The sequence below is a fragment of the Prevotella sp. CAG:255 genome (genome assembly GCF_000431195.1).
Classification (GTDB): Bacteria; Bacteroidota; Bacteroidia; order Bacteroidales; family Bacteroidaceae; genus Prevotella; species Prevotella rara.
Genome location: NZ_HF986761.1, coordinates 37,345 through 60,025, shown reverse-complemented (window position 1 = coordinate 60,025; position 22,681 = coordinate 37,345). Strand labels below are relative to the sequence as shown.

The following is a 22,681-nucleotide window of genomic DNA, read 5'->3' as shown; positions in this document are numbered from 1 at the left end:
AGTAGATAATAATCTTTTTAAGGGACGACTAAATAATTAATAATTAGTTATTCAGAGTTTCATACAGCCTGGGTGTTAGTTTTTCAATTCGGTATGTAAAGTTATTGTTTTTTTTGAAGCACGTGTGCTTAGGCTGTTTGTATTTATATCCAATTAGTCGTTCGCAGGTTTATGAGACTTTTATTTTACGGTTTGCGAAAATCTCTTTGTCTCTTCGTTCCTTTTCTCTATTTTATTCAATATCTTCAGGTTGGCCTTATTTATGACATCCATGTCAATTGCGCTGAGGTAAATCTGTGTGGTCTTTAGCGATGTGTGCCCCATGCTGTCGCTTATCACTCCTATGGGGATGTTCATGTTTTTTGCAATGCTTGCCCATGAGTGACGTGCCACATACATGGTTATGCCTTTTCGCATTTTCAGCATTTTGGATATCTTGTCGAGTTGCATGTTCACGTTCTTCTGGCAACTCTTATACTGCATTCTCTCTTCTTTTCCGGGTATCGTAATTATCGGCAGCAGATAGTCGTTGTACGATGGCCATTTGTTAACTATTTCCTGCATGCATTTCTCCCATTTTATTGAGAGCTGCTGCTTGGTCTTGCGCCGCTTGTATGTCAGTATGCCGTTGCTTAGGTCGGTCTTTTTAAGATAAGCCATGTCTATGAACGACATTCCGCGGGTGTAGAAACTGAAGAGAAACATGTCTCTGGCAAAGTGTAATGCTCTCGACGGCATATAGAGCTCCTTTATGGCCTTTATGGTCTGCAGCGGTATGGCTCTTTTCTCGGTCTTGTCAATCCCGGTGTAGACGTTCCTGAACGGCTGTTTCTCCGTGGCGAGTCCGTCGTTCACCGCCCTGTTATATACCGCACGCATCACTCTCATGTAGAAGGATATCGTGTTCATCTTTATTCCTTCGTTTTTCAGATACATCTCATATTGCTGCATCATCTTGTCGTTGATTTTGCCGAGCGTGATGTTCTTGCCTTTTCTGAATCGCTTAAAGCTTTTTAGCGTGCTCTTGTAGTTATCTGCCGTGCTGCTTTGCTTGTTGCTTTCAAGTTCTTTGATTATTTTCTCCATGTATAGGAACAAATATCTGTCTTTCTTGACTTGCAGCTTTTCTTCTGACAGAACGCTCTCATCTATTTCGATGAGAAGTTCTTCTTCTCCCATCTTTATAAGCTGAGGAGAAAGTTTAATTCTAATTGTAGTCATTTTGCTGTTGAAAATTTAAACTTAATAAACAAGTAAATTTACATCCGGTGAAATGAGGAGGTGCATTCCTTAATTGATTGCAGATGCATTCCTCTCGTTTTATTGCAGGTTTTTTGTCTGTCGTTGTTATATTTGTTTTCATTTGTCGTTGCATTTATTGTTAATTAATTTTGTTTTATTGACTTCTTCGGCTGAAATCAAAAAAACAGGGCATAAGCTTTGAGGTGTGTTGGCTTATGCTCTGTTTTGTAGAGGGACTTTGGGATGCTGTGTTTAAGTAAGGTGTTTTAACCGTCAGCCTGTTTGCAGTGCCAGGCTGTGATAGTGTCGTTGCATTTTACCGATGCAGGTAATCAAATCTTCAAAGTTATATATTAACTCCTTTACTTTCACTTCCCTCTTTTATGTTGATGTTCAGCTAGTTCCTAATCTTTCAGATAGTTCTCTATGTTTGCCAGAACTTTTTGGCTGAGCCGTTCATACGACTGCTTTGTAAGTCCTGACGATACGCCCATGCAGTGCATGTGCCTGTGGCTTTGCATGCGCTCGCTGCCGGCCGCTCCTGTGGTGTCGCAGAAGCAGATGTTGTCGCGGTCGAGCCATTTTTCGAATGCAGGTTCGTCCCATGCCGGCGACAGACCTGTGTTGAAGAGTATCTTATGGTCGCCCATAAGTTCAAACTGCTTTTCGTGCAGCAGCACGGTGTTGCGGTTGAGGCAGCAGAATATCACGTCGCTCCATCCAACCAGTTCGTCCAGGGGCATAAACCTGTAGCCTTTAGCCTCGGCTGCGGGCTTCTGGCTGCGTGCAAAGTAGCCCACCTCGGCTCCGAAGAACTTCATGGCGTCTGCTATCATGCCTCCTGACTTGCCCAGACCCACCACGCCGGCTTTCAGGCCGGTTATCTCGCTTGGTGCGCCGAACCATGCAGGCTGACCGAAGCCGTGAAGACATCTGGCGAGCTCGCTTACCACGTATTCTATCACGCCCTCGTCGCCGTAGTCGCGTATGCCGGTTACGGTTATTCCGTGTCCGTCGGCATAGTGGATGTCTACGTTTGCGCTTTCGGGTGAATAGAGCGAGCAGCACATGCCTACGTATTTCAGGCATGGGCATTTGGCAAGGATTTCCGCGGTTATGGCCGTAGTGAAGCTTACCAGCGCGGCATCGGCATCGCCTATGCGTGCTGCTGTCTCATCAGCGGTTTGTGGCATATCGCTGTGGGTGATCACCTCGTCGGCATACCGCCCGAGGCTGTCTATAGCCTCCGGAATCATCTTTATCGGCTCTATTGCCACTAATTTTCTGAATTTTCTCATTGTCGTTAGCCTTTACTTATAATATACTTTTTTATCGTTTCCGCCACGGCAGACCTGCTGTTGTGCTGCCGTGAGCTTTTGTCATTCGTCCTGTGTGAGCGCTATGCAGTCGTCGAACAGAGAGATAAGCCTGCGCTTGTAGAGGTCGCCCACGGCTTTCTTATAGTTCTTCTTGCTCACCTGGAAGGTTTTGTAGATGTCTTCAGCCGGGCTCTTGTCTGTCAGGCGGCACACGCCGTCGTGTTCCTTCATATATTGCAGGAGCACCTCGCTGAATTCAGTTGTCATTTTGCGTCCCGTAGGCTGCAGCGTCACGTCTATCTTGCCGTCGGGTCTTATTGTGCCTATGTATCCCTTCATCCTGTCGCCGGTGTGTATATCCTTGAATATCTGGTCTTTGTAGACAAGTCCCGGATATTTGTTGTCTATTATCACCTTAAATCCGAGGTCGGTTTTCTGCCATACCAGCAGGCTCACCTCGTCGCCCTGTCTGTATTCGGGCTGCTCGTTGCTGAAGTAGCGCTCTATCTTGGCCGAGGCCACTATGCGGTAGCTCTCGCTGTCGAGGTGTACGTGCACGATGTAGCCTTTGCCTGTTTCCATCTTCATTTTCTGTTCACGGAACGGGCAGAAGAGGTCTTTCATCAGTCCCCAGTTGAGGAAGGCTCCATACTCGTTCACCCATGCCACGCTGAGGAAGGCAAAGTCGCCAACCTTGGCCAGCGGCGTGAGCGTAGTGGCTACGAGCCTTTCTTCGTTGTCGAGATAGATAAACACGTTGAGCTCGTCGCCAACCTTACATCCTTCGGGCACGTAGCGCTGCGGCAGCAGCACCTCGCCTTCGTTGCCTCCGTCGAGATACATACCGAAGTCTACTTTCTTGACAACCTTCATGAGGTTGTAGTCGCCAAGTTTTATGAAGTCCATATTCTTTATCGGTGTTTGATTTTTATTAATACAGATGTTTGTTGCCTCGCAGGTCTTTTCTGCGTCTTATTTGGCCTTGCCGTCGGCATTTTCGTCCGCACGGTCAGCTCCGTCCGTGTCGTTGTCGGTTGTGGCGGTGCTGCTGCTTGCTGCCGTTGCTGCGTCGGCTGCGGCATTGACGTCGGTCTCGAGCATTCCGTCGCGCATGGCTATGGTGCGGTCGGTAATTTTTGCCAGGTTTTCGTCATGCGTTACAATCACGAATGTCTGTCCGAGCTTGTCGCGCAGACTGAAGAACAGCTGGTGCAGTTCCTCCTTGTTTTTCGAGTCGAGACTGCCCGACGGTTCGTCGGCAAGAATAACGGCAGGGTCGTTTACCAGTGCGCGTGCCACTGCCACACGCTGCTTCTCGCCGCCTGAGAGTTCGTTGGGCTTATGCTTTGCGCGGTCGGCCAGTCCCATGAAGTCGAGCAGGGCTTCGGCTTTCTTCTTTGCCTCGCTGCGCGATTTTCCGCCAATCAAGGCAGGTATCATGATGTTCTCGAGCGCGGTGAACTCAGGCAGAAGCTGGTGAAACTGAAACACGAAGCCTATGCGCTGGTTTCTGAACTCTGACAGCTTTTTGCGGTTAAGGCGGCTCACGTCGGTGCCGTCTATTATTATCTGTCCGCTGTCGGGCTTGTCGAGTGTGCCTATTATCTGCAGCAGTGTGGTCTTGCCGGCACCGCTCGGTCCGACGATGCTCACCACTTCGCCCTTGCCTATGTGCAGGTCGATGCCCTTAAGCACCTGCAGCGAGCCGAAGCTCTTGGTTATGCCTTTTATATCTATCATGTTTTTTCTGTTTCTTTGTTTGCTTGTTGTCGTTATGTAGAGAGCTGTTTATATCTTGAATTTTTTCCTTACCCATGTCAGCAGCACCTCGTATGCGCTAGGCTGTTCGTGATGCTGAGGCTCAGCATAGGTCATTGCGCCCAGCGGTTCGCCATACTGGTCGGGGAAGATTATCATGAGGCTCTTGCCTGCGAAGTATCGCGTAATCTCCTCCGGCAGACGCTCAAGCGCGTTCTTGTATGATATGGTGCCCTTACGTGCGGTGATAACCACGAACATGTGGTCTTCGTTCACGTTGTCGGCCAGTCCCGGCAGCTCGTTCCAGTGGGCCATGTATGTGTATTCGGCCCTCACGTTAGGATGGCGGTTCTGTATATACTCGTTGATGAGCGACAGCGTCTCGCGCTTTGCGTGGAACTGTATGCGGCACTCAAGGTTCTCGGCCATGCGCGAGAGACGCTCCAGCCAGCGGTAGAATCCCGGCTCGTATTCGGCTCGCGACGGCACGGCCACCTGTATGCGTCTCAGCGTGTTGAGCGGCGTGAGACACTGCACGATGGTTATCTGGCGGTTAAGACCGCTGAAGATGCTCTGTATGAACTCGCCCCAGAACTTCTTCGACACCTCCTGGCGTATGTGCATGCCCATGATAAGCTCTGACGCGTTAAACTCCATGAAGGCGTGCTTTATGCCGTTGCTGATGTTTGTGGCTATTCTTACCTGCGTCTGCACCATCATGCCCGAGTAGTTGGCCACCTTGGTTATGTGCTCCAGCAGCTGCCGTCCGCGCTCCTGATACATCAGGCGATTGTCGTCGTCGTAGACCACGTTGAGCGCCACCACGCCGCGGTTGAGCTTGCGGTTGCGCATCAGCGAAGCCATCTTAATCAGGTTTTCGGCCGTTTCAGGATACCTCATAGGTATCATTATCTTCTCGTCGTCAGCGGTTTCGTCCTTAGGCAGGCTGCTCTTGGTCTCGAGTGCTATTTTCTTGGCGGCACGCTCCGTTGTGAACGAGCTGAATATGCACGTAACGAGGATAAGTATGATAGTGCCGTTGAGCACGTCGTCGTTGAGCAGCCGCTGGCCGTTGGGCAATATCAGGTTGTAGCCCACGAGCACTGCGGCAAGCGTAGCTCCTGCCTGCGCGTTGCTCAAGCCGTATATCAGCTCGCGCTCAATGGCCCGCATGCCGAACAGCTTCTGCGTGAACAGCGATGCTATCCACTTGCTCGACAGGGCCACCACAATCATCACTGCTGCCACCTCGAGCGTGCCCAGTCCGCCGAACAGTATCTTGACGTTGACGAGCATGCCCACGCCGATGAGGAAATAGGGGATGAATATGGCGTTGCCCACAAATTCAAGGTGAGTCATCAGCGGCGATATGTTGGGCACGTATCTGTTGAGCACCAGACCCGTAAGGAAGGCGCCGAGCAGCCCTTCCATGCCTATCATCTCCATCATCACCGAGCCGAGGAACGTCATGGCCAGCACGAAGATAAACTGCGTGACGTTGTCTTCATACCTCTGGAAGAAGTACTGGGCAATGCGCGGAAAATAGAATATTATGATGAAGAACACCACCGCAATCTTCAGAAACAGCATGATCCAGAAGCTGCTGGTTATCTCGCCCTTGAACATTCCGCCCACAATGGCAAGCACGAGCAGCGTAAGCGTGTCGGTGATGGCCGTAGCTCCCACGGCTATCGTGACGCTGCGCTGGTTGGACAGGCCGTAGCGCAGGATGGTCGGATAGGCTATCAGCGTGTGAGAGGCATACATACTGGCCAACAGCACCGATGTTAAGAAACTGTATTTCAGCACGGCCGTGTTGAACACGAAGCCCATGGCCATAGGTATAACGAAGGCCATGATGCCGTGAGTGAACGTCCGCAGCCTGTTTTTTCTGAAGTTGCTCATGTTCATCTCGAGTCCTGCAAGGAACATGATGTAGTAGAGGCCCACATGCCCGAACAGGTCGAACGAGCTGTCCTTGGCAAGGATGTTGAACCCGTGGGGCCCGACGATGACTCCGGCCAGCACCATACCCACGATATGGGGTATGCGCAGCTTGCCCATTATTATGGGTGCGAAGAGAATGATGCACAGCACGACGAAGAATATCAACGTCGGGGCTGTTATGGGGAAAAATTGCGATATATCCGGCATAAATATTCGTTATGTTGCAAATCTATATGCAAAAGTGCAAAAAAAAATCATATTTTTGCAGTGATTGGGCTAAAAGTTGTACTTTTGTACCGAATAATTAGCAGATTAATATATTTTGTAATAAAAATAAGCGATAAATGAAAGTAGCAATTGTTGGCGCGAGCGGCGCTGTTGGACAAGAGTTCCTCCGCGTTCTCGCAGAAAGAAATTTTCCGCTTGACGACCTTGTGCTGTTCGGTTCAGAGCGTTCGGCAGGCCGGAAATATGTTTTTAAGGGAAAAGAGTATGAGGTAAAACTGCTTCAGCATAACGACGACTTCAAGGACGTGGACATAGCCTTCACGTCGGCCGGAGCCGGCACTTCAAAAGAGTTTGCCGCCGACATAACAAAGTATGGAGCCGTGATGATTGACAACTCGAGCGCGTTCCGCATGGACGACGATGTGCCTCTGGTTGTACCTGAGTGCAACGCCGAGGATGCCCTCAAGCGTCCGCGCGGCATCATTGCCAACCCTAACTGTACGACAATAATGATGGTGGTGGTTCTGCAGCCGCTCGAGCAGCTCAGCCACATACGCCGCATACACATAGCAAGCTACCAGAGCGCTAGCGGCGCGGGTGCTGCGGCTATGGCCGAACTGCAGCAGCAGTATAAGGAGATTATCGACGGCAAGCCCGTAACCGTGAGCAAGTTCCCCCATCAGCTGGCTTACAACGTAATTCCTCAGATAGACGTGTTCCAGCCCAACGGATACACCAAGGAGGAGATGAAGATGTTTAACGAGACACGCAAGATTATGCACAGCGACGTTAAGTGTTCTGCCATGTGCGTGCGTGTGTCATCGCTCCGTGCCCACTCTGAGTCAGTGTGGATCGAGACAGAGCGCCCCATCAGCGTTGAGGAGGCACAGAAGGCTCTTGCCGCTGCTCCCGGCGTAACGCTCGAGGACGATCCCTCTAACCTGGTTTATCCCATGCCGCTCGACACAGCAGGCAAGGACGACGTATATGTTGGCCGTGTAAGAAAAGACCTGGCCGACGAGAACGGACTGACATTCTGGCTCAGCGGCGACCAGATACGCAAGGGCGCTGCGCTCAATGCCGTTCAGATAGCCGAATATCTGATAAAGGTAGGAAACGTGAAATAATTTTAATGTAGCATTCTGATAAACAGATTCAATGCCCGGACACGGCCTTAGCGGCTGTGCCGGGCATTGTCGTTTTCTTATGGCGGCAGCCTTGATTATTGTCCGTCTCGGGGCTAATGGCAGACTGTCGTTGACGCGTTTCTGATATACAGAGATAAGGCACGCCTGCCGTACGGATTGCAGCTATGCACATGTAGCAGGATGATGACGTAAGGATTGCCGGCAGAAAGGCTCCGGGCGATAAGTCTGCCGTCCGGTGATTTTTCGCCTTTCTGCGATGCTGTGAGGCAGAGTTTCCGCCATAGTAGTGCAAGTCTGTCGGCATGTTGACAGACTGATTGTAACGTGCTGAATATCAGTGGCTTTGTAAAAGGTGCCCTTTTAGAGCCTAAAAGACCGTCTTTTGCATCATGAAAGGCCACCTTTTGCAGGCTGATTTGCCGTCTTTTACATCTACGTATGATAACGGCCGTGAATCAGTACGGCATAATGTGCCCATACAGCAGTATTATTCATGGCATTATTGTGCCTGCTGCGGCCAGGTCGGGTGGGGCGTTATAGCCTGAAGATAGGGTCGTCTGTATGTGCAAATCATGAAGAATGCGTTTATGTCTGTAAACCAGACGTTTACATGTTATGGCTGTTTACCCCTAAAATCTGCTGAAATACATTTCAAAACATTAACAATAACCGTAATTTAATCAAATAAAGATACCTGTTTAAGTAATTTTTTGTTAACTTTGTGTCGGTTTTGTATTATTTGAAGTCATAAGTTTAAGAGATTTTCAGCGTAAGTGAAAGTGACCGGCGCTATCAGTTTATATGTTCATGCCTGTACCTCGTTGTGCAGGCTGGCGGCCGTTTCGGCGGTTGCCGCCTTGCTGTGCATGTCGGTCATGTCGTGTTCAGACGACGGAAAGCGCGGCGATGAGCGCACGCCGGAGCATGAGGCGGCTCTGAAGAGTCTTGACGACTCGATATTCGTTAAGTCGGAATATGTCATGCGCACCATGCGTGAGGGCATGGCCAATGCTGCCGACAGCCTCGACTATTACGACTTCTACCTGCGCTGGCTGCGCTACAGAGTGTCGCTCGATTCGCCCGACACGATGAGGCTCAACTGGGACGGGCCGTTCGGATTCCTGAAGCGGCAGAAGCCCACGCCGCGCGTAAGGGGCATGATGGGCTTCTTATATAATGCCAAGGGCTCATATTATCACAAGTTTCATTACAATCCGCACGAGACAATAGATTTATATCATAAGTCGTACGAATGTATCATGGGCAGCGACATGGAGTATCGCCTGCCTGACGTATGCGCCAATCTCGGCGATGCCTACGTGGCAGTCAACGACATGCCGCATGCCGCCATGTGGTACAGACGGGCCCTTTATCTTTCTGACTCGCTGCGCCTGCCCAAGGAGACCAACGTTAGCCTGTATATGGGGCTTGGCCGTATATATCTCAATCTGGGCGACTTCAAGGAGGCTCTGCGTTGCTATCAGGTGTCCGACCGCAACTTCGGACTAATGCCGCTCAACCTGAAGCTCTACTTCCTTAACAACTACGGCAACTATTACTATTACGCCGAAGACTATCCGTCGGCCCTGGCCATATTCCTTAGGCTCAAGAAACTGCTTGAGCAGAGCCGCATGGAGCAGAGCTACGAGATGTATCTGTGCAAGGTAAACATGGCCGACGTATATCTCAATCTCGGCAACATGGCAGAGGCATACAAGTATCTCGACGAGGCAGAAACCTTCTTCGGCAGCATAAACGACGACATGGCGATATATTACTGCCACACAATACGCATAGGCCTTGCCCTGAAAAAAGGTGATGTCAATGAGGTCAGACGTATACTCGAGGCGGAAAATATCAACACCGTGGTTGACTTCAACCTTGTGAACATACGTCAGCGCTATCTGCGCGAGTATTATGCCAAGACCGGAAACTATAAGAAGGCATACGAAAACCTTATGGGGAGCATTGAGCGCAACGACTCGCTCAAGCATAACACCGCAAATATGCGTACGTCGGAAATTATGATGCGATACACGCAGGACACGCTGAAGCTGCATCATCAGATTGTGCTGCAGGGCAAGGACGCCGACATACGCAGGGTGCGATGGGTGATGTATGTGGTGGCGCTGGCTGCCGTCATGCTGGTGTTGCTGTTCCTCTATCTGCTGACATACATGCGCAAGCGCAGGCTGCAGACCTACATGCAGCTCATGCAGCTTAAGCTGGCCAATGCCCGCAGCCGCATATCGCCACATTTCATCTTCAACGTGCTCAACAACAGCATATCAAAGACCGGAAGCCGTGACGCTGACGAACTGATGGCACTGACCAAGCTGATAAGGGCCAACCTGAAGATGTCTGACAAATATTACGTGTCGCTTAAGGAGGAACTGGGCTTTGTGCGCTATTATATCAGCGTGGAGCGCTCGTCCATAGGCGACGACTTCGAGTTCAGCGTCGAGGCGCCGCCGGATGATGTGCTTCAGAATGTCATGGTGCCGTCGATGTTCATACAGATACTCGTTGAGAATGCCATTAAGCACGGACTGAAAAGGCGAGCCGGACACAAGTCGCTCAGGGTGAGCGTTGTGATGGAAGGCTCACGCTGCAACATCGCCGTGACCGACAATGGCGCCGGGTTCGACATACGCCACAGCGACCCTAACTCTACGGGCACCGGACTCAAGGTGATAAGAAGTTCTATAAACATAATTAACCGTAACAACAAGCGCAAGATAAGATTAGGCATAAGAAACCTTACCGGCGATGACGGCAAGGTGGCCGGATGCGAGGTATCGCTGAGCTTGCCGCTTGGACTAAAAAATTCTTAGTATAGCAAACAACCGTATATTATGAACGCAATAATCGTAGACGACACTCAGGCGGCAATAGACAACCTGGTGGACAAGCTGCAGAAATATCCCGATGTGAGCGTCGTTGCCACTGCCGGAACAGGCGAGGAGGGTCTCGACATGATAATGAGACACAAGCCCGACCTGCTCTTTCTCGATGTTGAGCTTCCCGACATGACCGGCATAGAGTTTCTCTCGCAGTTTAACGATCTGGCCGAGTGGCCTTGCCATGTGGTGATATACACCGCCTATACAGACTATATGCTCCCGGCTTTCCGCAACAAGGCGTTCGACTTTCTGCTAAAACCTGTTGACGACAAGGAACTCGACACCGTGATAAGCCGCTTCTATGAGGAGCGCGACAGCGAGAAGGCCGCGGTGATAAAGGACGACAGCATCATAAAAAACGGCAACGACAAACTGCTGTTCTACACTAATACCGTTGACTTCCGTCTGGTGCAGATACGCGACATCTGCGTGTTTTCCTACGATCACGACACGCGGGTATGGATGGCGGTGGCTGCCGGATGCGACAAACCCATGCGCCTGAAGCGCAATGTCAACAAGGACGTGCTGCTAGGCATTGACAGCAGCTTCATACAGGTAAGCCAGAAATACATCATCAACATCAACTATCTTATGGAGGTGTGCGACAACATCTGCCGCTTTTATCCGCCGTTTGACAATATCGACTATGTCAAGGTGGGCCGCTTTTATCGCCGCAAACTTATCAAACGTTTCAGTGCGTTATAAGTCTGCCGGTCATGATAATGGGCCTTTTTATGGCGCATACAGTTCTTATGTCGGTTGTAAAATACTTGATGGGCGCAGTGAAACTAGGCCGGCATTGAATATTATAACCATCGGCCTGCATAGCAGATTCGTTGCAGGCAACTAATGTTCGTAGATTGCAACTCATGTTTATGGTGGTCTATGCAAAAATAAAAAAGGCGTCTGACTTTTGGTCGGACGCCTTTTTTTGTTTTATATTATCTTAGAAGTTAACTCCAACTCTGAAGAAGAAGTCGCCTGCTTTTCCGTCAATCTCATCAACAAGATTGCAGAAGCCGTATTCATATCCAACCTTAAACGACAGGAACTTATAGGCTGCTGCCACACCTCCCTGCCATCCGATGTCGAATGTGTTGGCGCTTTCCATGTCATCTTTTGCAACGAGGAAGCTTACATACGGACCGGTGAAGAGGCCAACCTTGGCGTCGCCGCCCTTAACGAAGTTCCACGCACCGTTTCCTTCGAGCTGTATGAAGCCCGGATCCCAGTCCTTGCATCCTTTAGTAACATAAGCAGCACCTACCGACCAGTCGAACGAGTTGTCAATTGGAGCTGTATAAGATACACCGATATTCAAAGCTTTAAATTCAGACTTCGTGTTGAAGTCGCCGTCAACGTCAGAAACGTTTCCACCCCACCATATAGTGATGTTCTTCTGTGCACTTGCGCCTATTGCAACTATTGCAAAAAGGGCTACCAATAAAATCTTTTTCATAGTCGATTCTTTTTTGGTTAATAATACTTGATTTAAAACTCTATGCCGCAAATATACGAATTCTTTTTTAATGACAAACACAAAATGTAAGTTAAATATACTTTTTTGTATCAAAATGTGCTTATACTGCCGTCTTATGGCTTATTTGGTCGAAAAATAGAGTGAAGAGAACTGAAATCAAGATGCCTTATTTCTACAAGTCGGCGTAGATAAAATGATGCAAATGTTCAGTCGGATACACGGGCGCAGGTCGTAAATTAATCATCAAATCTGCATTTTTTTGTATATCGGGTGCCTATATCCAAGGGCAAGGCTGATAAACGGAAGTGTTGTTTTGGGTGATATATAAAAAATAAAAGAGGTAAAAAGTCGTTGAAGACATTTCACCTCTTTTTAATATCTGTGCGCCTGATAGGACTCGAACCTACACGTCGCGGGACACTAGATCCTAAGTCTAGCGCGTCTACCAATTCCGCCACAGGCGCAGACTTTTTATGTTTTGCTGCGGCATAAAGCATGAGCGTTTACGTCATGTTTTGAGCTTTTCGCAAAAACTTTTGCAAAGGTACATCCTTTTTGTGTAAAAACCAAGGATATTTATGGGTTTTTGACTATTTTTTATTCTTCAGGTGTTCCTTTTCTTATGTATGTTGCCGTTTTACCGATGTTTTGTCGCTTGCAATTATCCGGATTGAGGGGCCTATGTCTTTATATTATTGCCGCAAGTGCGGTTTCCGCCGCGAGTGTTATCAGCAGCATGGCCAGCTCTGTCCTGCGGCTTATCTTTACGGCTTTTCTCATGTCTTCAGTTGTAAGTTGCCGTTCGTTGTCGCCAATGTAGGGCTTGTAGAAATATTCGTTGAAGTAGGTGTGCCCTCCGCCGAAGCGACAGTTTAGTATTCCTGCCAGGGCTGCTTCGGGGTAGCCGCTGTTCGGACTTGCATGTTTACGTCCGTTTGTTGCAACAAACTTGAGCAGCGCGGGCCTTCCGGACATGAGCACCATGAGCAGCGCCGTGAGCCGTGCCGGCAGAAAGTTGGCTGCGTCGTCGGTGCGCGCCGCCACCATACCGAAGTCTTTATAGCGCTCGGTGCGGTAGCCTATCATCGAGTCGAGCGTATTTATCATCTTATACGCCATCATGCCCGGCACACCGAGAACTATGAGCCAGAACACCGGAGCGATTACTCCGTCGCTGAGATTTTCGGCAAGAGTTTCGAGTGCTGCTTTTCTTACCTCGTTGTCGGTAAGCTGTGATGTGTCGCGTCCGACAATCCTCGACACTTGCTTGCGTCCGCAGTCGAGCGACCTGTCGAGTGCCTCGAACACGCCCTTCACTTCTTTTATCAGCGTCTGTCCGGCAAGACAATAGAATATCAGCAAGGCCTGGATGATGATGGCTGCCGTGTGCGACAGCATCTCGGCGAGCATTATTATCGCCGCCGTAACGGCAAAGGTGATTATAGTGAGCGAGACAGACATTGCGGCTCCTTTTGCTTTGCGGTGGCTGCCTTTGTTTAGCCTGCGTTCGCCTGCTGCTATGGCCTTGCCGAACCACACGACGGGGTGGGGCAGACGCTCTGGGTCGCCAAGCAGACGGTCGGCCGTCCATCCGGCTATTATTGATATTATAGGTGTCATTTTGTTCCTTATGCAGTAGAGTTATTTGTCTTGTTGTCTGTAACGGTCGTGACTCATAAAGTCTTTTATCGCCATTACGAGCATGTCGTTTTCGGTGCGTGTCTGTGCCGCCACCCTGAAATACGAGCTGTCGAGTCCTTCGAAGTTAGACGCGTCGCGTATCAGTATACCGTAGCTGTTCACCAAAAACTCCTTCAGGTCGGCTGCCTTGCGCCCCTTAAGGCTTGCGAGCATAAAGTTTGTCATCGTTGGTCTGACGCTCACTCCGTCAATCTTGTTCAGCTCGTTTCTCAGTCTCTGTGCCTCGTCGAGCAGGCCGCCGACATCAGATATCGCCTTCTCTTTGTTCTGTATGAGGTAAAGTCCCGCCTCGATGGCCAGTGCGTTTACGCTCCACGGATGGCGCAGGGCCTTCAGCCGGCCGATTAGCTGCGGCGCTGCCGTTACGTATCCGAGCCGCAGTCCGGGTATGCAGAACTGCTTTGTCATGGAGTGTATCAGGATGATGTTGCCAGCGTCGGCAGCCTCGCGGTCAGAAATCAGCTTGAGGGTGGTGTAGTGTTCATAGCTCTGGTCTATCACGAAGATGTCGTCCTTGCTTTCTGCGGCTATGTTCAGCAGTTCTTTTCCGCCGATAACGGTGCCCGTAGGGTTGTTAGGGTTGCACATCCAGTGAGTTGCCTCGCCTCTGTATCCGCTTTCGCTGCTCATGGTCTTGCCTCCGGCCATCCTGCATGCGTCGGCATATTCGCTGAATGTCGGCATGCTGATCAGATTGATGCCGCTGCCGGCAAGTTTCTCGTTTGTGAGCCTTGCCGCCAGGTAGATGGCTTCGGTTGCTCCGTTGGTAACCATAATCTCGTTCGCCTCTATGCCACATTCTTCAGCCAGAGCCTTTTCGAGCGAGTAAGGTTCAGGCTCGGGATAGCTGCCTATTACGTCCATGCGGCCGGCCAGATACTTTTTCAGACCGCTCAGGTCGGCGTGCGAGTAGATGTTAGAGCTGAAGTTCGACTTCACCTCCACATTATATTTATATAGGTCGTCTCCGTGTCCGTTAATCATCGTTGTCGTTTTGCAGAATTTCGTAAACCAGTTTCATGTCCACGTTGCGGCGTATCAGGTCAGCTAGTTTGTCGTATTGTTCGTCCTTAAACTCTTTCCAGTTGTCCGTTTCGCTCTTTGAGTGTTCCTCCTGTGTGTAGGGACTCAGCAGAAAGTCAACAAATCCGCTGTTGTCCAATATGCCGTGGATATAAGTTCCCATGCACCTTTCGCCTGCGATGCATCCGTCGTGCGTGCCGTCCTGCCGTGTGCAAAGCGGCCTTATGCTGCTGCCGCTGTCGGCCTCGGTGCGCCCGTTGTGTATCTCGTAGCCCTCCATGTCGCAGCTGCCGCTGCCGTTGAGTCCGAATCTTACCTGTTTTGTCGTCTTCTCGCGGTTCATCACGGTGTGCATGGGCAGCAGTCCCAGTCCGGGCATGCCGCTTATGCTGCCCTCAATGCCTTCGGGGTCGCTTATCATCGTGCCCATCATCTGATAGCCGCCGCAGATGCCCACTACGGTCTTTCCGCTTTCGGCTGCCTTGATTATGGCCTGTGCCATGCCGCTCTTGCGCAGAAGGCTGAGGTCGGCCAGGGTGCTCTTGCTGCCCGGAATTATTATGATGTCGGCCTTGCTTATGTCTTCGGCGCTGTCGGCATAATAAAGATTTACACGACTGTCACGCTCAAGCATGTTGAAGTCAGTGAAGTTGCTTATGTGGCGCAGCAGCACCACTGCCACGCTCACCTTGCCGTTGCCGGATGCATGGCGTGCCTTCGACGCCAGCTGCAGGTTGTCTTCCTCCTCTACGAAGATGTCCTTGAAGTAGGGCAGCACACCTATGACGGGCACTCCGCACAGTTCCTCAATCATCTTGACGCCCGGTTCAAACAGTCTGATGTCGCCTCTGAACTTGTTTATCAGTATGCCCTTTATGCGCTTGCGCTCTTCGGGACGCTGAAGCATCACCGAGCCGTAGGCACTGGCGAACACTCCCCCGCGGTCGATGTCTGCAACGAGTATCACGTCGGCTCCTGCATACATTGCCATCGGCATGTTCACGAGGTCAGTCTCGCGCAGGTTAATCTCCGATATGCTTCCGGCGCCCTCCATGACAACAGGATTGTAGCGGCTGTTGAGTCTGTCGAATGCGGCGTTCACCTCGTTGCGCAGCACGTCGCGCCCCTTGGGGTTGAAGTAGCTGTAGGCGTCGCGGTTGCCTATTGGCCGTCCGTTGAGCACCACCTGACACGTCTTGTCGGTCTGCGGTTTCAGCAGCAGCGGGTTCATGTCCGTATGCGGACTGAGTCCTGCTGCCTCGGCCTGCACGGCCTGCGCCCTTCCTATCTCCAGCCCGTCGGGCGTGGCATAAGAGTTGAGCGCCATGTTTTGCGCCTTAAATGGTGCCGGACAGTATCCGTCCTGTTTGAATATGCGGCAGAAACCGGCCGCCACAACGCTCTTGCCTACGTCGCTGCCTGTTCCTGCGAACATTATGGGGTGAAGTTTCTTCATTTTTACTTTCCTTAAGTAAGATTTTATCTATGTTCCGAAATGCAAAGTTACGGATAAAAATCAGAACATACTGCTGTGTTGCGCTTTTTTGTTGAAAACTGCCGTGTAACTTATACGGTCAATCAGGCAAATATAAAATAATCGGGGGATGCGTCTGCCGATGTTTAATCCGGCAGTTGCATCCCCCATTGAGTTATTTATGTATCAGCCTGTCTGCGTTTTACTTCTTCTTACAGCATTCGGTTTTGCTGCAATTTTTGCAGTCTTGTTTGCATCCTGTCTGTTGCTTGTCGCAGCAGTTCTGTTTTTTCTCACAGTTTGCCTGTTGTTTGCTGCAGCCCGTCTGTGCCTTGTCGCAGCAATTCTGTTTTGGTCCGCAACTTGCCTGCTGTTTCTCGCAGCAAGTTTGCTTCTTGTCGCAGCCGGTCTTAACAGTAGCCGTATATCCGATTTTCTCAAAGCCCTTCATCAGTTTTTCGGGCGTTGTCTTGTCGGCGTCGTAGGTCAGTGTAACCTCCTGCCGGCTAATGTTTGTCTCTATTGCCTTTATGCCCTTCTCGAAGCGCATGTTGCTCTTAATCTTGTTCTCGCATGCCTCGCAGTGCATCTGCGGATTTGTGGTTACGATGATGGTCTTGATGTCTTTGGCAAAACTTGTGATAGCGCATAGCGCCAATGTCAATAATAAAAAATGTCGTTTCATAACTTTCTGTTTTATCTGTTTGGTTTTATTTTTTGTATAATAATTTGTCTGTACATTGTTCGGCTTACTACATCCTTCCGATGTTTATCCTCACTCCGGCATAGAACATGCGGCCGTGCACGGGGCCCCATACAAGCGTAGGCTCGAAGCCCGTGCCCCATGGATTGTCGGCGCCGTAGATAGATGTCTTCTGGGTGAAGCCGGTAAGGTTTTCGCCTCCGACGTATACCGACCAGTGGCGGAACCAGCGCGTTATCTGTGCGCTGAGCTGCTCGTATGAGCCGAAGCGCTTGTTCCACGACATTGTACCGTCCGGCAGTTCGTAAGGATCGGGCATCCGGCCGCCGCCGTTGAGCTGCAGCGTGGCGTCAAACTGCCACAGGCCGAGCGGCGTCTTGTATGATGCCGTGATAAGTCCCTTGTATTTGCTTGTCAGCGGTTTTTCGAGCAGTCGGCCGCCGTAGGTGGCCTTCACGTCGTTCAGACGGTAGGCTGCCGTGAGCGTCATGCCCTTGAATATGGGGTAGGTGGCGTCTATCTGCAGCGTGTGTGAATACGACTTGCCGTTCAGGTTGCCTATGTGTATCACGCCCGGGTCGGTGTCATAGTCGGTTACGGCCTGCGCCATGAAGCGTGTGTAGTAGTATTCGGCGTTGAGCTTCAGCGTCTCGCCCAGCAGCGGAATGTTCAGTGCGGCACTCGCCCCGTAGTTCCATGCCTCCTCCTGCTCAAGGTCGTCTATCACGAGCCGGCGTCCGCTCGCCAGCAGATAGTTGTTTTCGGCCAAAGCGTGCGGTGTGCGGTAGCCCTTGCCAGCCGAGAGGCGCAGCGTAAGTATGTCAGTGGGCATGTATTTCAGGTGCAGGCGCGGCGTTACGAATGTGCCGTACACCGAACTGTGGTCGGCCCTTATGCCCGCCATGGCTGTCAGCCGGTGGTCGAGGTTGAATGTATATTGGGCATATATGCCGGGCACGGTCTCCTTCTCGTTCATCCTTACGGGCGATGCCTCCTTGTCGTTCACCATGCGCACGGTCTGTCCCAGATAGTCGTGGTTGAGGCTCAGTCCGGCCGACAGGTTGTGCATCTTGGTGAAGTTGGTCTCAAACACCAGCGATGCATACACGTTCTTCTCGTTCACGTCATATGTCTTGTGTCCGTATCCGGCGTCGAGCATGTGCATCGAGCCCGATGCCATGAGGGCTATGTTGGTGCCCTTGTGGCGGTCTATGATGAAGGCGTGCTTCATGTAGGCCTCATACCGCTCCGTGTCGAGCCCTATCCTGAACAGTTCGGCGCCGTCGTTGCCGCGGTGGCCTGTCTGTCCGCCGTTGCGGTGCTCCTTCAGTGCGCCTATGCCTCCGTGGAATATATACTTTTCTCCTGCCCAGAGCCATCTGTTCTGCAGGTTATATTGCTCCACCTTCGGCTTGTCGTAGAAGCCGTCGCCGTTGTCGTCGTGATTCTCAAAGCTGTTCTCGTAGTGCATCAGCACCTCCGTGCTCAGCTGCTTGTTTATGTGCAGGTTGGCATCGGCGTTGGCCTCTATGCGGCTCTTTGTGTCGCCGAAGAGGTTTACCTCTATGCCCTCTTCGTCCTCGGGTTTCTTGTAGTCTACGTTTATCTGTCCTGTTATGGCCTCGTAGCCGTTCTTCACCGACGCCGCACCCTTAGACACCTGTATGCCCTTCATCCATGGGCCGGGCACGTAGCCCAGCGCATAGGGCGCTGCCGCACCGCGGAAGTTGGGCATGTTTTCGGTCATCATCTGCACGTAGGTGCCGGCCAGTCCCAGCAGTTTTATCTGCCTTGCGCCCGTCGTGGCGTCGTTGTAGCTCACGTCTACGGCAGGGTTTGTGGTGAAGCTCTCGCCAAGGTTGCAGCATGCCGCGCGGAACAGCTCCTCGCGGTTCAGGTTGAATCCGTTAACGGCTCCGCCCATACGTGTCGTTCCGGCGCGGCGCGCCACCACAGCCACCTCGCCCAGCGAGCTTTCGCGGTGTATGCTGTCGTTATGGCTTATGCTGTCTGTGGCCAGTGAGGCCGTGCCGTTGCCGGCGCATATTGTGGTGCAGGCAGCCAGTGCGGCTCCTGCAGCAGTAAGTCTTATGTTCATCTGTAATTCTTGCTTTTATCCGTTTTTTATTGTTCTTTAGTTTTTGGCTGCGTGCTGTCTGTGCCTCAGCCGTTATGTCTTTGTCGCCCCCGTCGTGCCTTGGTGGCCCCTCGTTGCAGCAGAGGCTTCAGCCAGGCATGATATGGTCAGGCGCGCATGCTTGGGCGCCTGACTTAAGGGTAAGTAAAAAATATTATGATAAAAAAACAGGATAAAGTCAGATTATCAGCACTCTTATCATGGCCAGATATAGCCGTGGCGGAGCGTGCAGCAGTCTTGGCGCATACCGGCTGATGAGATATGCTGAAGCGGGCGCCTGACAGTATGAGGCAATGCTGTATGGCGGCAGCATCGTGGCCTGAGCGTCAGGCACGCTTGCCGGCTTTTGCTGTCCCGTGGTTGTCGGCCACAGCTTCATCACCACTGTTTCGGCACACGACTTGGCTTCCATGTGCAGCCTGTCGCACTGCCGGCAGCATGTGCTGCTGCATTCGGTCTGCACCGTGTTGCCCTTGCAGCAGCATTTCACAATCACAAAACCAGCTCCGCCGGCCACCATCATCAGTGACAGCAGCATGCATATCAGTATGTTGCCTTGGCGTTTCATCATTTCTTTTGTGCGTTATGTGACAGTGTTAAACAAGCCGGGATGTTGCATCAGCCCTTGCTGCGTTAATGAAAATTTTTTGTGCAAATATATAGCATGAGCCTTACAATGCAAAGCAAATTAATTTTTTTTATAAACTTCACAGACAAAATACTGATTTCGGTATAGCTGTTTTGTGCTGATAATATTGCGGATGCAGTGAGAAAATGGTATATGCAGATTGCGTATTAATCGCAGGCAGCTCGGGCATATCTTGAGAACGTATGTCTGGGGAGTTATAAAGCACTTGTTTTTGATGAAAAAACGGGCCACTTTTACATCAAAAGTGGCCCGTTTCCGACCCGTAAACGATAGGTTAATGATTTGAAAGCAATACGTCTTGTTTTGCTTACGGTCGGCGTTTTATTTGCTTTTGTTTTGAGCGTTTGTTAATGAAAACGGTGCGTTTTTCTTATGATTTTTTGCCCTTTTATATGACAGGCTGTTTTGGCAGGCGTCTTTTGGGTGTTTCGTGATGAAGTAAAAAAACAACTCGCCACATCTTTAAGTAACTTTTTGGGGAGTTACTTGCAGATGTGGCGAGTGGCAGATTTTTATCTAAAAAGACTTCTTGTCCTATTATCTTGGCTTTTTGTCTGCGATATGCTGTGCGTTGTCTTGTCAACGGGCCTTGCGTGCCATGAGTTTCAGCAGGGCATATCCGCCGAACAGCTGAATGAGCAGACCGGGCCAGCCGAGGCGCAGGTCCTGAAGGGCGGCAGCCATCGAGCCTGTCATGCCCCATTCGGCCATTGTGCCTATGGCCTGATATATAACAATAGCTGCGGCCACGGCTATTATGCTTACCTTCTTGCAGCGCGATGCAACGGCAGCAGCGGCAAGAGCGAGCAGGCCCGACTTTATTAATATTATCGGCAGCATGGGTGCCGGCGGCATGCCGAACATCATATTGTTTACCAACGGCGAGGCTATGGCCGTGAGCAGTCCGGCGGTGATGCCGTAGCGGTAGGCTGCAATGAGCGTGAAAAAGTATATTGGCAGCCACACCAGTCCGCCCTGCGGCAGCATGTGGCACAGTTGAGGCAGCAGGATATTGCCTGCCACGAACGCAGCAGCCAGGGCGTAGGTCTTGCCTTCGCGGTAGCTGAGCTGTTGTATCTGTGATATTGTTGTTTCCATTAATTATGAATTGTGAATTATGATTTATTAATTATGAATTACGCTTTATGAATTCTTTAATTAGTTTCCATGCCTCGTCGGGTGATTTGGCTTCCGCTGTAAGCTGTTCAACGGGGCATATTCCGGTGCCTTCGCGGTTGATTATGTGGTCTACAGTCTTGCCGTAGCTGAGGCTTATTCCGGCATCTTGCAGTTTGCTGACAGCCGGCCGGCTGATGACTTCGGCATATACTTCGGCCACGCCGCCCTTGACGAGCAGGAAAGCCGCACCAAGTCCGATAACCTTGTCGGCCACCGAGGCGCCCTGTGTAAGGTCGGGATGAGAGGTTACGGCATCGAAGAGGTCTGCCACGCCCCTGCGTCTGAACACAATGGTCTTGCCGCCCGGTGAGCGCATCACTCCGCGGCAGCCGTCATGGCCGAGCATGCTGATGAGCTTATCCATTCTGCTTCAGCTCCTCCACGAATTTGTCAATGCGGTGCATCTCTTCCGGAATCTTGATGCCCTGCGGACAATGTTCAACACACTGGCCGCAGCCAATGCAGTGGGATGCCTGGCGCAGGCGCGGCACGCTGCGGTCGTAGCCTATGAGGAAGGCGCGGCGCGCACGGCGGTAGTCTGGGTCCTGACAGCCTTTGTTGGGTATGTTGCCTTCATTAATGCAACGGTTATAGTGAGACAGCACCGCCGGTATGTCTATGCCGTAGGGGCAGGGCATGCAGTAGTTGCATGCGTTGCAGGGTATAGTGTCCAGGTTGTATATGTCGTTGGCAATCTCCATCAGGAACGCCTCTTCCTCCTTTGTGAGCGGTTTCAGCGGCGAGTAGGTGCAGAGATTGTCTTTCAGGTGCTCCATATACGTCATGCCGCTCAGCACGGTTAGCACGCCGTCGGGAGTGCCCGCAAAGCGGAATGCCCAGCTGGCCACGCTGTTCTCGGGCTCGCGCTCCTTCATCTTGGCCACGATGGGGTCGGGCACGTTGGCGAGTCGTCCGCCCAGCAGCGGCTCCATGATTATTGCCGGTATGTTGCGCTTCTTCAGTTCGTTGTAGAGATATACGGCATCAGTGTTCACGGGATTGATCTCGTTGGCGTAGTTCCAGTCGAGATAGTTAAGCTCTATCTGCACGAAGTCCCAATGATACTTGCCTTCGTCGTGCCATTTTAGCATCAGGTCGAATATCTTGACATCGCCGTGATACGAGAAACCGAGGTTGCGTATGCGTCCCTTCTCGTGCTGCTCCACGAGCCAGTCGAGTATGCCGTTGTCCATATAGCGGCCGTTGAATGTGGCAAGCGAGTCTTTGCCTTCACCGATGGCGTGCAGCAGCATATAGTCGACATAGTCGGTCTGAAGCTCCTTCAGTGAGTTTTCAAACATCTCGATAGATGCCTTGCGCGTCCATGTCTCGGGGTTAAAGTTAGAGAGCTTGGTGGCAATGAAGTATTTGTTGCGCGGATGGCGCTTCAGGGCAATGCCCGTGGCACGCTCCGACTGTCCCTGGCAGTAGGCTGGTGACGTGTCGAAGTAGTTGACGCCGTGTTCCAGCGCGTAGTCAATCTGGCGGTTCACCATTTCCTGGTCTATGGGCGTAATCTCGCCTCCTTTCTTCTTGGCGTTGCCTCCCACCACCGGCAGGCGCATCATGCCGTAGCCCAGGATAGACACCTTCTCGCCGGTTTTGGGGTTGGTGCGGTAGGTCATCTTGCCCTTGGGCGGTTCCTTGGCGGCAGTGGATTTATTGTCGTTGCCCTTGCAGGCGGTGAGCAGTGCCGATGTGGCCACGGCTCCGCCTCCGAGCAGTTTCAGAAAACTTCTTCTGTTTATGTCTTTACTCATAACGGTAATTGTTTTTTAGTTGTTGATAAA

Annotated in this window: 17 protein-coding genes, 1 tRNA gene and 1 pseudogene; 3 read left to right on the top strand and 16 right to left on the bottom strand. The window is 51.2% G+C overall.

Annotation, left to right across the window (positions count from 1 at the left end; genetic code table 11):
• Positions 1-180 precede the first annotated feature (180 nt).
• From QVO66_RS00705 to QVO66_RS00685, 5 genes are all read right to left on the bottom strand, one after another.
• Complete coding sequence (locus QVO66_RS00705; RefSeq protein WP_021853445.1) at positions 181-1,221, bottom strand: tyrosine-type recombinase/integrase; 1,041 nt, start codon at positions 1,219-1,221, stop codon at positions 181-183.
• A gap of 425 nt (positions 1,222-1,646) precedes the next feature.
• A complete protein-coding gene (locus QVO66_RS00700) occupies positions 1,647-2,540 on the bottom strand; it encodes an NAD(P)-dependent oxidoreductase (RefSeq protein WP_021853443.1) in 894 nt (297 codons plus the stop codon).
• Positions 2,541-2,621: 81 nt separating this feature from the next.
• A complete protein-coding gene (locus QVO66_RS00695) occupies positions 2,622-3,467 on the bottom strand; it encodes a CvfB family protein (RefSeq protein WP_021853442.1) in 846 nt (281 codons plus the stop codon).
• Between the two features lie 66 nt (positions 3,468-3,533).
• A complete protein-coding gene (locus QVO66_RS00690) occupies positions 3,534-4,301 on the bottom strand; it encodes an ABC transporter ATP-binding protein (protein WP_021853441.1) in 768 nt (255 codons plus the stop codon).
• A 48-nt stretch (positions 4,302-4,349) separates the two neighbouring features.
• Positions 4,350-6,473 carry a cation:proton antiporter gene (locus QVO66_RS00685; RefSeq protein WP_021853440.1) on the bottom strand — a complete coding sequence of 708 codons (2,124 nt, stop codon included), beginning with the start codon at positions 6,471-6,473 and terminating at the stop codon, positions 4,350-4,352.
• Positions 6,474-6,610: 137 nt separating this feature from the next.
• Between QVO66_RS00685 and QVO66_RS00680 the strand changes: the two genes are divergently transcribed.
• The 3 genes from QVO66_RS00680 to QVO66_RS00670 all read left to right on the top strand — a co-directional run bounded on the left by QVO66_RS00680 (position 6,611) and on the right by QVO66_RS00670 (position 11,250).
• Entirely contained in the window at positions 6,611-7,621 is a 1,011-nt protein-coding gene (locus QVO66_RS00680; protein WP_021853439.1) for an aspartate-semialdehyde dehydrogenase, read from the top strand.
• A gap of 896 nt (positions 7,622-8,517) precedes the next feature.
• Positions 8,518-10,476: a tetratricopeptide repeat-containing sensor histidine kinase gene (locus tag QVO66_RS00675; protein ID WP_288172401.1), complete on the top strand. Its 1,959-nt coding sequence runs from the start codon at positions 8,518-8,520 to the stop codon at positions 10,474-10,476.
• A 21-nt stretch (positions 10,477-10,497) separates the two neighbouring features.
• The gene (locus QVO66_RS00670) at positions 10,498-11,250 is read left to right on the top strand and encodes a LytR/AlgR family response regulator transcription factor (RefSeq protein ID WP_021853437.1); all 753 of its coding nucleotides are present in this window, start codon (positions 10,498-10,500) and stop codon (positions 11,248-11,250) included.
• A gap of 241 nt (positions 11,251-11,491) precedes the next feature.
• On the opposite strand, the gene QVO66_RS00665 is transcribed toward QVO66_RS00670, so the two are convergent.
• From QVO66_RS00665 to QVO66_RS00615, 11 genes and pseudogenes are all read right to left on the bottom strand, one after another.
• Complete coding sequence (locus QVO66_RS00665; protein ID WP_021853436.1) at positions 11,492-12,004, bottom strand: hypothetical protein; 513 nt, start codon at positions 12,002-12,004, stop codon at positions 11,492-11,494.
• A gap of 403 nt (positions 12,005-12,407) precedes the next feature.
• A tRNA-Leu gene (locus QVO66_RS00660) sits at positions 12,408-12,489 on the bottom strand.
• 223 nt (positions 12,490-12,712) lie between these two features.
• The gene (gene cbiB / locus QVO66_RS00655; protein ID WP_021853435.1) at positions 12,713-13,645 is read right to left on the bottom strand and encodes an adenosylcobinamide-phosphate synthase CbiB; all 933 of its coding nucleotides are present in this window, start codon (positions 13,643-13,645) and stop codon (positions 12,713-12,715) included.
• Between the two features lie 21 nt (positions 13,646-13,666).
• Positions 13,667-14,710: an aminotransferase class I/II-fold pyridoxal phosphate-dependent enzyme gene (locus QVO66_RS00650; protein WP_021853434.1), complete on the bottom strand. Its 1,044-nt coding sequence runs from the start codon at positions 14,708-14,710 to the stop codon at positions 13,667-13,669.
• The gene (locus QVO66_RS00645; RefSeq protein ID WP_021853433.1) at positions 14,703-16,205 is read right to left on the bottom strand and encodes a cobyric acid synthase; all 1,503 of its coding nucleotides are present in this window, start codon (positions 16,203-16,205) and stop codon (positions 14,703-14,705) included. The genes QVO66_RS00650 and QVO66_RS00645 overlap by 8 nt, the downstream gene beginning before the upstream one ends.
• Before the next feature lie 430 nt (positions 16,206-16,635).
• Positions 16,636-16,908 (bottom strand): annotated as a pseudogene (locus QVO66_RS13705) (heavy-metal-associated domain-containing protein); the annotation flags it as partial.
• 67 nt (positions 16,909-16,975) lie between these two features.
• Positions 16,976-19,024 (bottom strand): TonB-dependent receptor plug domain-containing protein, encoded by a 2,049-nt coding sequence (locus QVO66_RS00635; protein ID WP_021853431.1) that lies wholly within the window; start codon positions 19,022-19,024, stop codon positions 16,976-16,978.
• 217 nt (positions 19,025-19,241) lie between these two features.
• Positions 19,242-19,634: a hypothetical protein gene (locus QVO66_RS00630; protein WP_021853430.1), complete on the bottom strand. Its 393-nt coding sequence runs from the start codon at positions 19,632-19,634 to the stop codon at positions 19,242-19,244.
• 657 nt (positions 19,635-20,291) lie between these two features.
• Positions 20,292-20,810 (bottom strand): hypothetical protein, encoded by a 519-nt coding sequence (locus QVO66_RS00625; RefSeq protein WP_021853429.1) that lies wholly within the window; start codon positions 20,808-20,810, stop codon positions 20,292-20,294.
• Between the two features lie 31 nt (positions 20,811-20,841).
• Complete coding sequence (locus QVO66_RS00620) at positions 20,842-21,255, bottom strand: DUF1893 domain-containing protein (RefSeq protein ID WP_288172400.1); 414 nt, start codon at positions 21,253-21,255, stop codon at positions 20,842-20,844.
• Positions 21,248-22,651: an aldo/keto reductase gene (locus tag QVO66_RS00615; RefSeq protein ID WP_021853427.1), complete on the bottom strand. Its 1,404-nt coding sequence runs from the start codon at positions 22,649-22,651 to the stop codon at positions 21,248-21,250. Before QVO66_RS00615 ends, QVO66_RS00620 begins: the two co-directional genes overlap by 8 nt.
• Between the last annotated feature and the right edge of the window lie 30 nt (positions 22,652-22,681).